Raw genomic sequence first — 17,122 nt, 5'->3', positions numbered from 1 at the left:
TCGCGGCGTCAATAAAAACTTTACGCGCGTTAATTTTAGATCATGCGGAGTCTCTCAAAACAAGTCGTGCAGGAAACAGTGTTTCCGTCCTCTCGTTAAATTTCCCTCCATTTTCAATGAGTTCAAAGAGAGTTTCGACGCTGCGCCCCGCTACATTGTCGTAGTCATGGGCGGCCGTTGTCAAAGACGGGCAGGTAAACCTTGAGAAGGGATGGTCATCGTTTGAAGCGACCCGCAACGCGCAGTCTTTCTTGCGACCGACCCGAATCCCTTGTTCGTAACATGCCGAAAGAAACCCGATTGCCAGGCGGTCGTTGCTGCATAAAACCGAATCCGTTTTCAGCTCTTGCCGCTCCAGAACTCCGGCGGCTCCATGTTTGCCAATCTCTTCAAATGCCCAACCCTGGCCGTCGATACTAATGACATGTGGTTCAAAGCCGAGCTGTTCCATCACTTCAATATAGGCGTGGCGCCGCTTATTAGCATTGGGGTTCGCTGGCGTTCGCATCTCAAAAAATGACGGCGGTTCGCCGGTGCGGGTCATGTATTCGACGGTTTGTGAGACGAAACTGAAATTGTCCGACCCGATAAAGGCCGCGCCCAGGCCTTCGAGATTACTGTCAAACAGGACGGTCGGCACATTGGCGCAAAACTTCTCGATCGCTGACCGATCCGAGGTGCGCCCCAAGGGCGCCAGCAGCACTCCAGCAGGCTTCATGGATTTCAACCCGTCGAGAATTTCGATTTCCAGCTTGGGATCACCATGCGAGCTGAACAGCGACGGGCGATACCCCGCAGCAATACAGCTTTGTTCCAGATAGCGCGCGATTTCGGCAAAGAACGGATCGGCAAGATAGGGAACCACGATGCCGATATTCTTGGTCAGCTTTCGGTTCTGGTTCACCGCATAGATGTTGGGGCGATAGTCGAAGCGCTCAAGCGCCTCTTCGATGCGGAGCCGTGTTGTGGGTCGAACGCTGTCCGGATCCTGAAAATACTTCGATACGGTGGGCCGAGAGATGCCGCTGAGGGCCGCAAACTCTTCCATGTTCCTGATCTTCGTCATGCCAGTCTGTTCGTCCACCTTGATCTTATCATAATTTTACATATTCTTTGCGCGCGCAAAAAAAATCAATAGCCTGGCCGGTGATATCGGAATTATGCAAGGCAAGGGGTGTGAATGTATCTTGGGATCGACATCGGAACGTCAGCGGTCAAACTCCTCTGCGCGGATGCCGGCCGAATTCTTGCGACCTCGTCAGTCGGCATCGGGACGTCGTCGCCACAGCCCGGCTGGTCCGAGCAGAACCCGGAGATTTGGTGGCAGGCGACGCGCGATGCGTTGGGCCTGCTTGCTGGCGAAATCTCCCTGTCGGATGTGAAAGCAGTCGGATTGTCGGGGCAGATGCACGGGGCCGTGCTGTTGGACCGCGACCAATGCCCCATCCGTCCGGCGATTCTGTGGAATGACAGCCGCGCGGTCCGCGAATGCGACGACATTCGCGCGGCACAGCCGCAGGTTGGTCACATCGTAGGCGTCCTGCCCTTGCCCGGCTTTACGGCGCCCAAGATTGCCTGGCTGAAACGGCATGAACCGCACAATTATGCCCGACTCTCCCATATCCTGCTGCCCAAGGATTATGTCGGCCTGCGTCTGCATGGAGAGCTGGCAACCGATACTTCCGATGCCGCAGGAACAATGTGGCTCGATCAGGCTTCACGCCGCTGGCATACCGGAATGGCGGAAGCCACGGATGTCGCTGTTGACTGGCTGCCGCAGATGTTCGACGGCCACAATGTCGTTGGCACGGTAACAGTTCGGGCTGCAGCTGAGACCGGATTGAACTCCGGCGTGCCTGTCGTGGCCGGGGGAGGGGATGCGGCAACCGGTGCGGTGTCATTGGGCGCAACTGAACCTGGACGTGGGTTTATCTCGTTGGGGACATCCGGTCAGTTGTTTGTTGCGGATCGTAAATACAAGCCCAACCCCGAACGCTATGTCCATGCGTTTGCGCATACATTGCCCGACCGCTGGTATCAAATGGCGGCGATGCTGAACGGGGCAAGGCCCATTTCGTGGATTGGTGATCAGCTGGGGCTTTCGGCTGCCGAGGTTGTCGGGCTTGCTGAAACCGTCAGCGGTGATCGCGTGCCCATTTTCCTGCCCTATCTGACAGGTGAGCGCAGCCCCCTTGGGGACCCGCATATCCGTGCCGGATTCTTTGGCCTCGAGGATGCCACCACACGTGCCGAGATCTGCCGTTCGGTGGTCGAGGCAATCGCCTTTTGTTTCGCTGATGCGGCGCAGAGCTTCGGCGACACGATAGACAATTTGCCCGAGCTTGCCGCCATAGGCGGGGGCAGCCAATCCGACCTGCTGCTGGGTCTGATCGCCGCTGTGACCGAAAAGCCCATCGTGCGTTCAGCGGGGGCGGAATCCGGCCCGGCCTATGGTGCCGCCCGGCTGGCAGCCTGTGCTGACGGCGCTCTGACCATTTCTGATCTGGCCGAGCAACCGGCGACCACCGACAGGTTCGAGCCTGCAGAAATGCATGCGTTATCTGAACGGCTGGGACGGTTTCGGCGGCTTTACACAGCCGTAAGCGCCGTGGACTGAGCGCCCCTCAGGTCAGGGTTTTGAACATAAAGGTAGTTGGTTCCAGCTGATCATTTTCCGGGTTGCGGCAGTAGTTCGGAATTTCTCCGGCAATTTCAAACCCAAGGCTTTGATAGAGGAGGAGCGACGGGTCCGTACTGCGCGTGTCCAGCACCAATAGGGAGTGCCCCAGTTCCAGCGCCCGCGCCTCAACTGCCGCCATAAGCGTCCGACCGATGCCACGCCGTCGGGCGCTGGGATGGACAAGCAGCTTGGACACGTCCGCGCGATGCGCTTGGTTGGGCATTTGGGCAGGCACCAGCTGTGCGGTGCCCACAATCCGCTCGCCATCTCGATAGACGAATATCTCGGCTGCACCGGTCTGGATGTTTGGCCAGACATGGGATTGCCAATAGCGCCGTGCATCCTCCGGCGGAAATGGCTGAATGAACCCGATACTCGCCCCGTCATGCACGCAGGCGTGCAGTATCTCTGTCAGATCGTTCATGGCTTGGTTCAGATCATTGGCCGCCAGTCGTAAGATCATATCAGCACCATCAAATACCGCGCACCGCGGTCGGCGTGGGTTTCGAAACGTGTCGGGCCAGACAGGTGATAGCGCAGGGAATCCCCGCTCGTTAGATGATGCGCGGTTCCATCCACGGTCAGGGTCAGGCCACCGTCCAGCATGATCAGGTGATGCTCCTGCCCGTGTTTTGGCGGCGTGTCATAGGTGATCACAACGCCTGGGGGCAGATGGCCTTCCATGACCTCTCCGCCAAGACCCGCGGCCGGAGGGGAGACGGATCGCCGGGTAAAGCCTGTTTCGGGGTCGCGCCATTCGGGTTGATTTTCGAAGGGAACGCGGGGGGCGAAACTGTCCTCGACCATCATCAATAGACGCGACATCGGCAGCCCATAGGCCGCACATAACCGGCCCAGAGTTTCTGCGGTTGGGCTGACATCCCCCTTTTCCAAGCGCGACAGAGTGGCCCGGCTGACACCGCTGTGTTCCGCCAACTGATCCAGCGACCATCTCCGCGTTTGGCGAAGTTGATTCAGGTGGTTTGCAAGGCGGTCGGATAGTGTATCAGGCATAGCTCGTATATGGGAATCATTTTCATATATGAGATTATTGACCGGAAAACATAACTTCACAATAGAAAAGGGCGCAGAAAACTGCGCCCTTCTGCTCGATGGAATGAAAGATTACTTCCAGCCGGCCTCGTTAAAGATCTTCTGTGCCTCGGGGATGTTCTTGGCAACCTCGGACAGGTTGATCTCGTCGGCTTTGTACTCACCCAGGGCGGCAACGTTATCCGCAAGGGCGACGCCTTCGACCGCCGGGAATTCGTCATTTCCGTTCGAGAAATAGACCTGCGCCTGATCGCTGGCGAGGTATTCTAGGAACTTGATCGCGTTGTCCTTGTTCGGGGCATTTGCGGCCACGCCGGCACCGGACAGGTTCATGTGCGCGCCTTCGGCTTCTTGCGCCGGGAACTGGACGCCGATCATGTCAATCTCAGCGCTCAGGCCTTTGACGTCTTTACGCATTGCACGGGCAAAGTAGTAGGAGTTCGAAACGGCGATCTCGCATTCACCCGAAACAATGCCGCGCAGCTGGTCAGTGTCACCGCCCTGTGGTTCACGCGCCATGTTCGCGACCATGCCTTCGGCCCAGGTCTTGGCGGTTTCCGCACCGTGGTTTGTGATGATCGAGGCCAGCAGGGTCTGGTTATAGGTGTTACTGGACGACCGGATGCAGACCAAACCTTTGTATTCGGGCTTGGCCAGATCCAGATAAGACGCGGGCGGGTTGGTCACATCGGCCTTGTCAAAGAAGATGATCCGCGCGCGCTGCGAAAAGCCATACCACTGGTTGTCTTCGTCCTGCAGGTTGGCGGGAATACGTTCTTCCAGAACCGCGCTTTCGACCGGCTGCAGGATACCCGCGTTCTTGGCACGCGCCAGACGCGAGGTATCAACGGTCAGCAAGATATCTGCGGGTGAGTTCGCGCCCTCGGCTTCCATCCGGGCAATCAGCTCGTCCGCTTTGCCTTCGATGCGGTTGATGGTTATACCGGAGGCCTCTTCGAAATCGGAATAGAGGCGTTCGTCGGTGTCGTAGTGGCGCGAAGAATAAAGGTTCAGTTCGCCCTCGGCAGCGGCAGAGGTCGCGATCAGGGCCGTCAGGGCGGCGGCAACGCAGGTAGAGGATTTCAGCATCATGTGTCCCAACATTGAAAATCGGCGCGGGTAATAACCCGACTGAAATGGTCAATTAAACGATTCTCAGGGGGATGCAAGAAATTCCGACAAAATTAGTTGGTCAAATCACCGCCAACATGTCGCTGGCCCCGACCAAGTGGTACTGCACAGCGGGGCCTGAGGGTCGGCAAAGCCGATCCTGGCTACGCCGTCATGGCTGACCTAGTCGTGTTGATTTATGAACTGAAAAATCGAGAGATGCTGCTTAGCGCTTTCTCTGTCTTTTTTCAGGTTCAGGTGGAGACGGGTCCGGGACAGGTGCGGGGTCCGGGACAGGTGCGGGGGCCGGCTCAGGGTCTGGGTCGTCGGTCAACACCGGTTCTTTTTTCAGCATGACCTGTGTGACAGCTTCCATATATTTCTGCAGCAAGACCGGAGGATCGGCCGGGGCCAGTTTGATGGTCAGCCTGCTTGCGCCTTCTTGGCTGTACGCATAGCGCGAGGAATAGCTGGCATTGACTTGCGCTGCGACAGGGCCCCAACCACCTTTGACCGAAGCGCTGCCCGCTTTTTCGGTTTGCTTAGTCATTGAGATCGCCATTTTGACCTCAATTTCGGCTTCTTGCACCGCGTAGAATGCGGGTAGAAAGCCCATGGAAACCAAACTGAATTCTTTGGGGGGGCCATTGGGATTGGACAAGTCCGGAAGCTGGATCTTCTGATCGGCCATATATTTGGCGACATCTGTAGAATGTCGATCCAACTCGGTCTGCGACTCGGCAACGGAAAGCGCAAGCTTTTGAACCATTTCCGCAAACGGGACGTTTAGCAGTTCCTGCCCGATACTCATTTCCAATCTCCTCTGTTAATTCAGTCTTTCTCAATAATTTGCGTGGCGGTCCGCCTCCTGACGGAAAAAGTGACCTTGGATGCGTTCTGGCTGATCGCCTGTTTTCGGGCATTCGTCGCGATTTGGGCTTTGGTGCCGTCCTGACCCAACCCAACAACCGCTTCGACTTTGACGTTGTCGATGGTGAAATCACTGCTGCCATCAGACCCGGCGAGGATCTGTTCACCCAGGGCTTGCGAGAATTCCTGCGCGTTGACGACCTGTGTGTCAGGATCGTCCGCTCCCATTGCCGCGCGGCCCTCGGCCATCGGGTTCATCACCGGGTTACCCGCGCCCATCAACATGCCGCCGCTGCCTTCTTCCAGATCGTCGATCCGTTCTTGGAGGTCGTTGATCGTCTCGAGCAGCGCGACTTCGCGCGCCTCCATTGCCGTCATGCGGTTTTCAAGTGACTGAAGCAGAGTGGTGAATGCCTCGGGCATCTCGGTGACGCGGACATCTATGGGCGCTCTTTTGGGGGCTTTGACTTTCTTAGTTGCCATCATTGCCATCCAAAGATCTGCTCTCATCTACGGGACCGGGCGCGAAACGCATTCGCATCGTGGACGCGCTTTTGGAATCGAGCGTGTCTGTCTGAGTCAATTTCGGGCCAAAAATAAAGGTGCCAATCCTGCTGCGTTGGCCTTCTTCGGTGGAACTGCTCATCTCCATGACGACCTTCAGTTCCACATCGACATCCTGCATGTGATAAAAGACCGGCGGGATGCCAAGATCGCGCAGTTCCTGGGGATAGTTCTTCAGCGCTTTCAGCTGATCAATGCTAAGCTGTTCGGCCGCCTGGGCCACACTGCGGCCTATATCGGCTACCATGTCGGTCAGAGTTGTTCCGAATATCTTGTCCAGATCATCGTTGGCCAATCCGACCTCCCGTCATAAAATCACGGAAAGCGTAGCACGAGATCGCCCTATCACAACGTTGAATCTTAGAACCGAACTTTCTGAGCGAATTCCTGCAGTTCCGTCCGCATTACATCTGGTTGAAATGCCGGACAAAAAAAACCGCACCCGAAGGCGCGGTTCTTTGAATTCAGTATGTGCAGTTCTTAGCCCTGACGAGCTTTGAACCGACGCTGCGTCTTGTTGATCACGTAGACGCGGCCTTTGCGACGCACAACCCGGCAATCACGGTGCCGGTTCTTGAGCGAGCGGAGCGAGTTCTTGACCTTCATGGGTCTGTCTCCAATCTGCGGCGCCTTCATCAAGGACGTGGCCAGCGCCTGGGTTTGCGGGTGCCCCGGAAACCCGAAGCAGTGAGTTCATGGTGGGCGGTACAAGGATCGAACTTGTGACCCCTTCGATGTCAACGAAGTGCTCTACCGCTGAGCTAACCGCCCATGAAACCGTCGCGTGGCCAACCCCATAACGAAATGGGGCGCGGAACCCCGCGCCGGTAGCGGGGTCTATAAAAGGAGTCGCAAAAGGGTTCAAGGGGTTTGGTAGAACTATTTTCCGGTCTATGTTTGGTGCGAACAAGGAGTCGCCATGCAAAACGCTGCTTACCTACTGGATATGCCTGCCAAGCGCACGTCCTGTGTGGTTTTTTCCTCTCCGCATAGCGGTCGAAACTATCCAAATGGGTTGATGAAGCGGTCGGTTCTCAGCCAAGATGTGATTCGTTCTTCCGAGGATGCTTTTGTGGATCAGTTATTTTCATCAGCGGCGGACCATGGTGCGCCACTGATTTCGGCGATGATGCCACGCGCCTATGTCGATCTGAACCGCAGCGCAGAAGAGCTGGATCCAGCCCTTATTCAGGGCGCGCGCCGCCAAGGCCATAACCCGCGGGTAGCGTCCGGGCTGGGGGTGATTCCGCGTGTGGTCGCCAATGGTCGAGAAATCTATCGCGGTAAGCTGACCATGGATGAGGCGCGTCTGCGAATCGATACCTGTTGGCGTCCCTATCATGCCCGGATCAAATCGTTGCTGGCAGAATCGCATCAGGAATTCGGGCAGGCGATTCTGATCGACTGTCATTCGATGCCGCACGAAGCCGTGGCCCTTGCGTCCACAGTCAATTCCAGACGTCCCGAGATCGTGCTGGGGGATCGGTTCGGTGCCTCTGCAGCGCCAGAGGTCGTCGAACAGATAGAGGCCGCTTTCGTCTCGGCGGGTCTGAGCGTGGCCCGAAATACGCCGTTTGCCGGGGCCTATGTGACCCAGACCTATGGACGCCCCAGCCGCCACCAGCATGCTGTACAGATCGAGATCGACAGATCCCTGTATATGGATGAAAGCAGGATCGAGCCGAATGACAATTTCGCTGCCTTCAAAGAGACCCTGGGCGAAATCATCATGGTTATTGCGCGGATCGGGCCTGAGCCGCTGCAGCTTGCAGCCGAATAACCTCAGCGAAGGGCACGTCCTTTGACGATGGCATCCGTCCCAAAGCGGCGGCGAATCTCATCCGTTGCGCGTTCGGCCTGCGATCTGCGCGAGGCATCCGGGTCCAGCAGATCCCCTGAAATATCCGCCTGATCCTCGGGGCACAGATCCGACAGGCCACACCCCAACAGCCGATAAGGGCCCTGATCACCAACCTGATCGAACAGCGCCCGTGCTGTGCGATAGATCCGATCGGCGATCTGCGTGGCATCGCGAAGAGAAACGCGTCGTGTAATGAGTTTGTGATTGGCCCGTTTCAGTTTGAGCGTCACAACCCGCCCGGCCAGCCCCTTGGCCTTGGCCCGATCCGAGACTTTTTCGGCCATCCGCCAAAGGTGCCCATCCAGAATGTCGGCATTGGCCGTATCTTCAAAAAAGGTCGTTTCGTTGCTGATGGACTTCATCGGTTCATGTGCCGAAACCCGGCGCTTGTCCTGACCGCGGGCCAGATGCCACAGCCGGTAGCCCATGGAGCCAAACCGCGCGGTCAGATCCTCTTGGTCCCAGCGCAACAGGTCCGAGAACAAGCGTATGCCAGCGCGGTCCAGCGATTCCTGCGCCGCAGGGCCTATGCCCCAGATCAGGCGTACTGGCTTGTCGTTCAAAAACGCGGATGTCTCTTCCTCGCCGATCACCGAAAATCCGCGCGGCTTGTCCAGATCGGATGCGACCTTGGCCAGAAACTTGTTATGTGACAGCCCGATTGACCCGGTCAGCCCCAACTCGTCCTTCATCCGTTTGACCAATCGTGCAAGCATGACTGCGGGAGGCGCACCGTGCAGACGTTGCGTGCCGGATAGGTCCATGAACGCTTCGTCCAGCGAAAGCGGTTCAACAATCGGCGTCAGCTCGTCCATCATCGACCTGATTTGGCGCGAAGCCTCGGCATAGACCGACATGCGCGGTTTGATCACGACAGCGTCGGGGCATAGTTGCAACGCCTTGAACATCGGCATTGCCGAGCGGACGCCGCGAATCCGGGCTACATAACAAGCCGTAGACACAACACCGCGCTTGCCGCCCCCGATAATGACGGGTTTGTCGGCCAGCTCCGGATTGTCCCGTTTTTCGACAGAGGCGTAGAAGGCATCGCAATCCATATGTGCGATGGACAGGTCAAACAATTCAGGATGCGTTTTGATGCGCGGGCTGCCGCAGTCCGGGCAGCGGCGTTCCTTCGTCAGTTCTGTCAGGCAATCTCGGCAGAGGCCGGGCATTTTCTTTTCCCGTCTTCCATGCGGTCCGTAAGGTTCGGTGACTATATCATTCGCATGCCACGGGCAAAACCCGCACAGTGAGGGTAGGAACCAGATCTGCCAAAAGAAGGCCCCCCGCAAAGTGGCGGGGGGAGGTGACGGACCTCAGGAAGAGATGGTCCGCGGGGAGTATCACCTACTTAGATTCTCTCAAAATCAAATTTTTCGATAGAACCCAGTTCACACAGTGGAAACTCGTGTTTTGCATGTGTGTTTTGGGGCACAGGGACGATTTGGCGCGGATCGGGCGAAAAGTGACCTTAGGTCAACTGTTTGCGGGTTGTTCTTGCGAAAATTTTGCCTGATTTAGCCGGTTTGCCCTAGTGTCGGGATAAGGAATTTAACTCTGCAAGCACCGCTTCTGCGGCGGCTTTAGGGTCTTGCGCCTGATAGATTGGGCGCCCGACGACAATGTGATCGGCACCATCACCGATGGCATTTGCCGGGGTTGCGACCCGTTTCTGATCTCCCAACGCGGCACCGGCGGGCCGAACGCCGGGTGTCACGATCAAGCGGTTTTCGGCTTGGGGCAGGGCACGGATCAGCGCGGCCTCTTGCGGGCTGGCGATGACGCCATCGGCACCCGCCTCCAACGCTTTGGCAGCGCGTTCGACAACCAGGTCCTGGACATCGCCCGCTTTCAGCAGGCTCGCATCCAGATCATCCCGGTTCAACGAGGTCAGGATGGTTACGGCCAGGATCTTGAGGTCTTTGCCAGACGCACCCTCTTTGGCGGCCCGCACCACGTGCGGGTCACCATGTACGGTCAGGAAATCCAAATCGAACTGTGCCAGACCGCGCACCGCATTTTCCACCGTATTACCGATGTCGAACAGTTTCATGTCCAGAAAGATGCGCTTGCCCTGATCCTGCTTTAACTCGTTCGCCAGGGCTAGCCCGCCCCCTGTCAGCATTCCCAGGCCGATCTTGTAGAATGAGACACTGTCCCCCAGCCGCTCGGCCAAGGCCAGACCGTCCAGGGCGTTGGGGACATCAAGGGCTACAATCAGGCGGTCATCGGACATTGGGGGCTCCTTTTTGGCAAACGTCTGCGTCCTAACGGTTTCGTGCGCTTCTGTCCATGCGCGCCTTGCGTGATTCAGATCACGGCAGAGGTTTCCGACTGTGCTATTATCGCGTTGTGCAACTGGGACGGAATTCGGAATGAGACAGTTTACGAAACCCACTATCGCAATCTGCGCGGGGCTGATGCTGGCCGGGTGTCAGGACATGGCGCTGGAAAAAGAGGCTGCTGATACAGTTCTGAGGTCTCCGACAAACGACAACCTCCGGCTGATTGGCGGTTATCGTTCGATGGATGATGACTGTCAGGTTACGGGGGAATCCGCCTTTACCGTGGATTTTCTGGATGACGCCGCCGATCTGGTTTCCTGCCCGACAGGCAGCGATGCGGCGCAATCGCTTGTCGATATGTACGGTGCGCGTTCTGTGGCGAAAACTGGGGGGTATACAGTTTATTCTGTGCCGCGTCGGTAGGTTGGATTCTGTTGGCAGACCCCTTGAACCGTGCAAGATATTTCCCAGATTGAATGTGAGGCCCAGACCGACGCGCGCTGCCAGGCGGGCGCGTCAAAACCGGGCGCTTAGAGAAGGAGCAAAATATGGACTTGAACAAGTTCACCGAGCGGGCACGAGGTTTCGTGCAGGCAGCGCAAACGATTGCGATGCGCGAGGGGCACCAGAGGTTGACCCCTGAACATATACTCAAAGCCTTGATGGACGATGATCAGGGGCTGGCCAGCAATCTGATCACCCGCGCAGGCGGAGCGCCCAGCCGTGTCGTTAACGCACTGGATGCGTCCATGGCCAAAATTCCCAAGGTCAGCGGCGATGCGGGCCAGGTTTATCTGGATGGTCAGACCGCCAAAGTTCTGGATGAAGCTGAAAAGATCGCCACCAAGGCAGGCGATAGTTTCGTGCCGGTTGAACGTATTCTGATGGCGCTGTGCATGGTGAAATCCAAAGCCAAGGATGCTTTGGAAGATGGCGCGGTGACGGCGCAGAAACTGAACGAAGCCATCAATGACATCCGCAAGGGCCGCACTGCTGACACCGCATCGGCGGAAGATGGTTATGACGCGCTCAAGAAATACGCGCGTGACCTGACCGAAGCGGCTGCTGAGGGCAAGATCGACCCGATCATCGGACGGGATGAGGAAATCCGCCGCTCGATGCAGGTTCTGTCGCGCCGCACCAAGAACAACCCGGTTCTGATCGGGGAACCCGGCGTCGGTAAAACCGCGATTGCCGAAGGTATGGCCCTGCGCATCATCAATGGGGATGTGCCGGAATCGCTAAAGGATAAAAAGTTGCTCGCGCTCGACATGGGTGCGCTGATCGCAGGTGCGAAATACCGTGGTGAGTTCGAAGAACGCCTCAAGGCGGTTTTGACCGAAGTGACCGAAGCCGCCGGTGAAATCATCTTGTTCATTGATGAGATGCACACGCTGGTGGGCGCGGGCAAATCCGACGGCGCGATGGATGCTGCCAACCTGATCAAGCCTGCGCTTGCTCGGGGTGAGCTGCATTGTATCGGTGCAACCACGCTGGATGAGTATCGCAAATACGTGGAAAAAGACGCGGCTTTGGCGCGCCGGTTCCAGCCGGTTGTGGTTCAGGAACCGACTGTCGAGGACACGATCAGCATCCTGCGCGGTATCAAGGAAAAGTACGAGTTGCACCATGGTGTGCGTATCTCGGACTCGGCTTTGGTGTCGGCAGCGACCCTGTCGCATCGCTACATCACTGATCGCTTCCTGCCCGATAAAGCTATCGACCTTGTCGATGAAGCGTCGGCTCGCTTGCGGATGGAAGTGGATAGCAAGCCCGAAGAACTCGATCAGCTGGATCGTCAGATTCTGCAGATGCAGATCGAGGAGCAGGCGCTGAAGCTCGAAGATGATGCGGCATCGAAGGATCGTCTGGAAACCTTGCAAAAGGATCTGGCCGATCTGCAGGAGCAATCCGCCGAGATGACTGCACAGTGGCAAGCCGAACGTGACAAGCTGGCTGGTGCGCGCGATCTGAAGGAACAGCTCGACAAGGCACGGGCCGATCTGGAAATCGCCAAGCGCGAAGGCAACCTCGCCAAGGCGGGTGAGCTGTCCTATGGCGTCATCCCCGAGCTTGAGAAGAAGCTGACCGAAGCCGAAAACGCCGAAAGCAGCCAGATGATGGCCGAGGAGACGGTGCGCCCCGAACAGATCGCAAGCGTTGTCGAACGCTGGACGGGAATCCCGACCTCGAAGATGCTGGAAGGCGAGCGCGAAAAGCTGCTGCGGATGGAAGACGATCTGCATTCACGCGTGATCGGTCAGGATGCAGCGGTGACCGCCGTGTCCAACGCTGTGCGCCGTGCTCGTGCAGGTTTGAACGACGAAGGCCGTCCGTTGGGTTCGTTCCTGTTCCTCGGACCAACCGGCGTGGGGAAAACCGAGCTGACCAAGGCGGTGGCGAACTTCCTGTTCGACGACGACAACGCGATGGTGCGCATCGACATGTCCGAGTTCATGGAAAAACACGCGGTTGCCCGTCTGATCGGCGCCCCTCCAGGCTATGTCGGCTATGACGAAGGCGGTGTGTTGACCGAAGCCGTGCGGCGCAGGCCCTATCAAGTCGTGCTGTTTGACGAGGTCGAAAAGGCGCATCCGGATGTGTTCAACGTGCTGTTGCAGGTACTGGATGATGGTGTGCTGACCGATGGTCAGGGCCGCACCGTGGACTTCAAGCAGACGCTGATCATCCTGACCTCGAACCTTGGCTCTCAGGCGCTCAGCCAGTTGCCCGACGGTGCCGACAGTGCACAGGCACGGCGGGATGTGATGGATGCGGTCCGGGCGCATTTCCGGCCCGAATTCCTGAACCGTCTGGACGAAACGATCATCTTCGACCGCCTGAAACGGGGTGATATGGATGGCATTGTCGATATCCAAATGGCGCGCCTGCAAAAACGTCTGGCCGCGCGGAAGATCGAGCTGGTTCTGGACGACGGGGCTAAGGAATGGCTGGCCAACGAGGGCTATGACCCGGTCTTCGGTGCTCGCCCGCTGAAACGCGTGATCCAACGCGCCTTGCAGAACCCGCTGGCCGAGGCGCTGCTGGCGGGTGAGATCAAGGATGGTGAGTCTATTCCGGTCACCGCCGGGGCCGAGGGCCTGATCATAGGCGATCGGCTGGGCACGTCTGAGCGACCACGACCGGATGATGCCGTGGTGCATTGAACCTAAACTGATTGTTGAATGGACCCGCTTGACTGGTGGGTCCATTCTTGAATTTACCCGCGTTTTTTTGCGACTAACCCCCGGCTTGTCCGAGAGGGTGGGCCAGATGGGAAAGAATAGACCGTTTCGCAATCAAAACCTGCTTCATCTAGCAGCTCTAAGATCTCCGCGCGCTGAAACGTTTTATGTCGCCATTGCAACCAGATGATGGCGTTACACCAATGTGGCTTTGATACCACCAAAAACAGGCGACCCCCCGGGCGCAGCAGTCTGTGAATGTCTTGCAAGGCTTGGGACGGATCTGCGCAATGTTCAATCACATGGGCCGCAAGAGCTACGCCTACGGGGTCTAGATTGACATTGCCTAGCACCCCTTGGGCTAGTTCTGGTTCGACCCCCCGCGCCCGCAGAGCCTTTTGGCCTTGCCTGATCATCGCCGCGCTGGGTTCAAGTAAGGTTATCCTGGCCGGTTTTCCGTGGACCGCTACCCAGGCCTCGGCGAAGGACGCAGTGCCAGCCCCAATATCGACCACATGTGTCACTTCGTCAGCGACAGGCAATCCCGAGGTCAGGAATTCTAGGTAGCCATCATAGTACCCAAGCGCGCGCATCTTGTCCCGCCACCGGGGCGCGGCTGTATCGTAACGATGCGTGATTTCGGCAATGGGTTTGGGCATCGGTCCGTGCTTTGAAGGTATGCTGCATCACTAGTGCATCGTGGCTTTAGACCAACGCGAATATCCGTGCCGGACCTCCGGTGCCGCCAGCATGTTTCGGTGCGCCGATGACCAGCGTGGCCCCCGCGGCCGGAACCCGATCCAGGCCCGCAAGGCATTCGATGCCAAACCGACCCGAGGGCAGCCAGGCATAGTGGGTGGCGAAATCAGCAGACATGCCGTGATCCAGCGACAGGGTATCCACCGCAATCGACCGCGCGCCGGTGTCTTCCATTAACATCTGCGCCGCTTCGACGTGAAACCCGGGATAGTGCTGCGCCTCACCGTCGAAATTGCGGAACCCATCCGTGGCGGTCTTGCCGGACCAACCGGAATGCATCGCTACGCAAGCGCCGTCGGGGATGTCTCCGTTGGCCGCAATCCACGCCTTCAGATCGTCCGGGGTAACGCGGGTGTCGGCGTCTTCGGCCGCGCGGGCGGCGATATTGACGACACAAAGCGGTGCAACCAGATCAGTCACCGGTATCTCATCGACCGACATACCATCCGCGGAAAAATGCAGAGGCGCATCTATATGCGTGCCGGTATGTTCGTTGATCGACAGATTGAACAGGTTAAAGCCGTGATCCGCGAAGTTGAACGCCTGTTCGGCGGAAATGCCGGGTTCGCCTCCCCAGGTCGGAAAGTCGGGGCTGAGCGTATGGGTCATGTCCTCGACCCCGCCATGACCTGCGGCCAGCGCTGCTGGTGCAATCGCTCCGGTGGTCGCAGCCGCAACGCTCGTGGCGGCAGCAGCTTTGAAGAAACTCCGCCGCGACAGCATTCTGTCTTTGACGGCATTCATAACGCAGATGTCACACATTCTTCTTCTCCCACTGGTGGATTTCAATCGTTGGATGGGTCGTCCATCTTTTCCCTTGTTGGTAATACCTGCGGCCCAGCCTGCATTTTTGAGGCCTACGTTGTAAAGGTGGTGACCCAAGCAAGCGCCGCTGCACGCGGATACGTTACAGTCCGGTCGCTCAATCGTGACGCTTGTTTCCTTGGCCCTGTGCTATCAGCAGACTACCTCACTTCTGAGGTTGCATGAAGACGGAGACTTAGATGGCGCATCGCTGGACCAACACATTGACACATGCCGACGTCACCCCCCGGGCGGCGTTTCTGAACCGGCGCCAGATGATGGCCGGGATGGCGGGTGTCGGATTGGCAGGGCTGGCGCAGGGGGCAGCCGCGCAAGAGGCGCTGGAGCCGAATACCTGGGAAGAGATCACCGGCTATAACAATTATTACGAGTTTGGTACGCGGAAAGAAGATCCTGCAAAATACGCCTATACTCTTGTTACTGAGCCGTGGAGCATCAAGATTGACGGTCTGGTGGACAAGCCCGGCGATTACAATTTCAAGGACATCCTGTCCGAAATGACCGTCGAAGAACGGATATACCGGTTTCGCTGTGTCGAGGCATGGTCGATGGTGATCCCTTGGAACGGGTTTGAACTGGCCGACCTGCTGAACATGGCCGGTGTTCAGGAAGGCGCCAAATACGTGGCCTTTGAAACCGCTTATCGTCCAGATGAAATGCCGGGTGTTCAGTATCCGGTTCTGGACTGGCCGTACCGTGAAGGTCTGAGGCTGGACGAAGCAATGCACCCACTGACCCTGATGGCCACTGGTATTTATGGCCGGCCGATCCCGAACCAGAACGGCGCACCGTTGCGTCTGGTGGTTCCGTGGAAATACGGGTTCAAATCCATCAAGTCGATCGTTCGCATTACGGTGTCAGATGTTGAGCCACCGACAAGCTGGAACATGGCCGGTCCGCGCGAATATGGTTTCTATAGTAACGTGAACCCCAATGTGGATCACCCGCGCTGGTCGCAGGCCTCGGAGCGCCAAATCGGCGGTGGGCTGTTTGCCAAGCGCATCCCGACGCTCATGTTCAATGGCTACGAGGACGAGGTCGCCGGGCTTTACGAAGGCATGGATCTGTCCAAGCATTATTGAGAGTATGAGCGCGCTGAACCAGATATTCCGTCGGATCCCTGTTTGGGCCGTCTATTTGCTGGGGATCCTGCCGGCACCCTGGCTGTTCTATCAAGGGCTGACCGGAGGTTTGGGTGCCGACCCGATTGAGGCTCTTGAGCATAAGTACGGCAAACTGGCATTGCAGTTTTTGATTGTTGTTCTGGCTATATCGCCCCTGCGCAGGTTTGTCGGCGTGAACCTGATCAAGTTCAGGCGGGCGCTGGGCGTTTTGACATTTATATATATCAGTCTGCATCTTTTGGTTTGGCTGGTATTGGATGTGCAGGCCCCCGGGCAGATCTGGGCGGACATCCTGAAGCGCCCCTATATAACTGTAGGTATGGCGGCATTTGTTCTGACGCTGCCACTGGCCGTGACGTCGAACAACTTTTCAGTACGGCAGCTTGGCCCGGGCTGGCGCGCGCTTCAGCGTTTGGTCTATCCGGCAGCAGTTCTGGGGGGCGTGCATTATGTAATGCAGGCCAAAGGATTTCAGATCGAACCCTTGATCTATTTGTCCGTGATTTTGGCTTTGCTTGCTTTGCGCCTACCGATCTCGACCCTGATGAGCCGATTCCGGGGTGCGATTCCGCCCGACTCGGCCTGAGTCTGCCGGTAAGCCTGTGCGAAACACAATTTTCCGTACGCATCTTGGCGGTTGGTCGCCGTATTTGGGCCTGGTACTATTTGTAAGTATTTGTTTTATTTCATTAAATAATAGTTCTGAAGATTTTCGCGAGTTTCGGGGATTTTCTGCTTGCGGTGTATGTTTGTAATGCTTAGAACCCCCTTCACCGGCGCTGCTGAGGCGCTTGTGACACACT

At 57.4% G+C, this 17,122-nt stretch carries 18 protein-coding genes and 1 tRNA gene; 6 read left to right on the top strand and 13 right to left on the bottom strand.

Going from position 1 to position 17,122, the window contains the following annotated elements:
• Positions 1-40 precede the first annotated feature (40 nt).
• Positions 41-1,066: a LacI family DNA-binding transcriptional regulator gene (locus AC2FLB_RS20465; protein WP_271951883.1), complete on the bottom strand. Its 1,026-nt coding sequence runs from the start codon at positions 1,064-1,066 to the stop codon at positions 41-43.
• Positions 1,067-1,180: 114 nt separating this feature from the next.
• Here AC2FLB_RS20465 and xylB point away from each other — a divergent pair, with 114 nt between their 5' ends.
• On the top strand, positions 1,181-2,617 hold the full coding sequence (gene xylB / locus AC2FLB_RS20460; RefSeq protein ID WP_496709974.1) for a xylulokinase: 1,437 nt from the start codon (positions 1,181-1,183) through the stop codon (positions 2,615-2,617).
• A 7-nt stretch (positions 2,618-2,624) separates the two neighbouring features.
• Here the strand turns inward: xylB and AC2FLB_RS20455 are convergent, their stop codons facing one another.
• The 8 genes from AC2FLB_RS20455 to AC2FLB_RS20420 all read right to left on the bottom strand — a co-directional run bounded on the left by AC2FLB_RS20455 (position 2,625) and on the right by AC2FLB_RS20420 (position 7,048).
• Complete coding sequence (locus AC2FLB_RS20455) at positions 2,625-3,143, bottom strand: GNAT family N-acetyltransferase (RefSeq protein ID WP_496709973.1); 519 nt, start codon at positions 3,141-3,143, stop codon at positions 2,625-2,627.
• A complete protein-coding gene (locus AC2FLB_RS20450; RefSeq protein WP_496709972.1) occupies positions 3,140-3,694 on the bottom strand; it encodes a helix-turn-helix domain-containing protein in 555 nt (184 codons plus the stop codon). Before AC2FLB_RS20450 ends, AC2FLB_RS20455 begins: the two co-directional genes overlap by 4 nt.
• Positions 3,695-3,805: 111 nt before the next feature.
• Positions 3,806-4,822 (bottom strand): extracellular solute-binding protein, encoded by a 1,017-nt coding sequence (locus tag AC2FLB_RS20445; RefSeq protein WP_496709971.1) that lies wholly within the window; start codon positions 4,820-4,822, stop codon positions 3,806-3,808.
• Between the two features lie 247 nt (positions 4,823-5,069).
• Positions 5,070-5,654 (bottom strand): hypothetical protein, encoded by a 585-nt coding sequence (locus tag AC2FLB_RS20440; RefSeq protein WP_496709970.1) that lies wholly within the window; start codon positions 5,652-5,654, stop codon positions 5,070-5,072.
• Between the two features lie 20 nt (positions 5,655-5,674).
• Positions 5,675-6,196 (bottom strand): hypothetical protein, encoded by a 522-nt coding sequence (locus AC2FLB_RS20435; RefSeq protein ID WP_142639525.1) that lies wholly within the window; start codon positions 6,194-6,196, stop codon positions 5,675-5,677.
• Positions 6,186-6,572, bottom strand: a complete 387-nt coding sequence (locus AC2FLB_RS20430; protein ID WP_271951870.1) for a hypothetical protein — start codon at positions 6,570-6,572, stop codon at positions 6,186-6,188. The genes AC2FLB_RS20435 and AC2FLB_RS20430 overlap by 11 nt, the downstream gene beginning before the upstream one ends.
• Before the next feature lie 185 nt (positions 6,573-6,757).
• A complete protein-coding gene (ykgO, locus tag AC2FLB_RS20425; RefSeq protein ID WP_008562923.1) occupies positions 6,758-6,883 on the bottom strand; it encodes a type B 50S ribosomal protein L36 in 126 nt (41 codons plus the stop codon).
• 90 nt (positions 6,884-6,973) lie between these two features.
• Positions 6,974-7,048, bottom strand: a tRNA-Val gene (locus AC2FLB_RS20420).
• Between the two features lie 148 nt (positions 7,049-7,196).
• Here AC2FLB_RS20420 and AC2FLB_RS20415 point away from each other — a divergent pair.
• Positions 7,197-8,057, top strand: a complete 861-nt coding sequence (locus tag AC2FLB_RS20415; protein WP_496693106.1) for an N-formylglutamate amidohydrolase — start codon at positions 7,197-7,199, stop codon at positions 8,055-8,057.
• Between the two features lie 2 nt (positions 8,058-8,059).
• Here AC2FLB_RS20415 and AC2FLB_RS20410 read toward each other — a convergent pair whose 3' ends face one another.
• The gene (locus AC2FLB_RS20410; protein WP_496693105.1) at positions 8,060-9,313 is read right to left on the bottom strand and encodes a DNA polymerase IV; all 1,254 of its coding nucleotides are present in this window, start codon (positions 9,311-9,313) and stop codon (positions 8,060-8,062) included.
• 359 nt (positions 9,314-9,672) lie between these two features.
• Positions 9,673-10,377, bottom strand: coding sequence for an orotidine-5'-phosphate decarboxylase (pyrF, locus tag AC2FLB_RS20405; protein WP_496709969.1), 705 nt, complete (start codon positions 10,375-10,377; stop codon positions 9,673-9,675).
• Positions 10,378-10,516: 139 nt separating this feature from the next.
• On the opposite strand from pyrF, the gene AC2FLB_RS20400 reads away from it, so the two are divergent.
• Positions 10,517-10,849, top strand: coding sequence for a hypothetical protein (locus AC2FLB_RS20400; protein WP_142639515.1), 333 nt, complete (start codon positions 10,517-10,519; stop codon positions 10,847-10,849).
• Between the two features lie 125 nt (positions 10,850-10,974).
• A complete protein-coding gene (gene clpB, locus AC2FLB_RS20395) occupies positions 10,975-13,593 on the top strand; it encodes an ATP-dependent chaperone ClpB (protein WP_496693102.1) in 2,619 nt (872 codons plus the stop codon).
• Between the two features lie 53 nt (positions 13,594-13,646).
• Here the strand turns inward: clpB and AC2FLB_RS20390 are convergent, their stop codons facing one another.
• Both AC2FLB_RS20390 and AC2FLB_RS20385 read right to left on the bottom strand, forming a co-directional pair.
• A complete protein-coding gene (locus tag AC2FLB_RS20390) occupies positions 13,647-14,270 on the bottom strand; it encodes a class I SAM-dependent methyltransferase (protein WP_282022430.1) in 624 nt (207 codons plus the stop codon).
• Between the two features lie 46 nt (positions 14,271-14,316).
• Entirely contained in the window at positions 14,317-15,132 is an 816-nt protein-coding gene (locus AC2FLB_RS20385) for a cyclase family protein (RefSeq protein WP_271951861.1), read from the bottom strand.
• A gap of 242 nt (positions 15,133-15,374) precedes the next feature.
• On the opposite strand from AC2FLB_RS20385, the gene msrP reads away from it, so the two are divergent.
• Positions 15,375-16,277, top strand: coding sequence for a protein-methionine-sulfoxide reductase catalytic subunit MsrP (gene msrP, locus AC2FLB_RS20380; protein WP_282027853.1), 903 nt, complete (start codon positions 15,375-15,377; stop codon positions 16,275-16,277).
• A gap of 4 nt (positions 16,278-16,281) precedes the next feature.
• On the top strand, positions 16,282-16,905 hold the full coding sequence (gene msrQ / locus AC2FLB_RS20375; RefSeq protein WP_496703156.1) for a protein-methionine-sulfoxide reductase heme-binding subunit MsrQ: 624 nt from the start codon (positions 16,282-16,284) through the stop codon (positions 16,903-16,905).
• Positions 16,906-17,122 lie beyond the last annotated feature (217 nt).

The organism is Ruegeria sp. CDSA236 (assembly GCF_059611285.1).
Note: the sequence above shows the minus strand (reverse complement) of the source record. Positions and strands in the feature narration are given on the sequence as shown.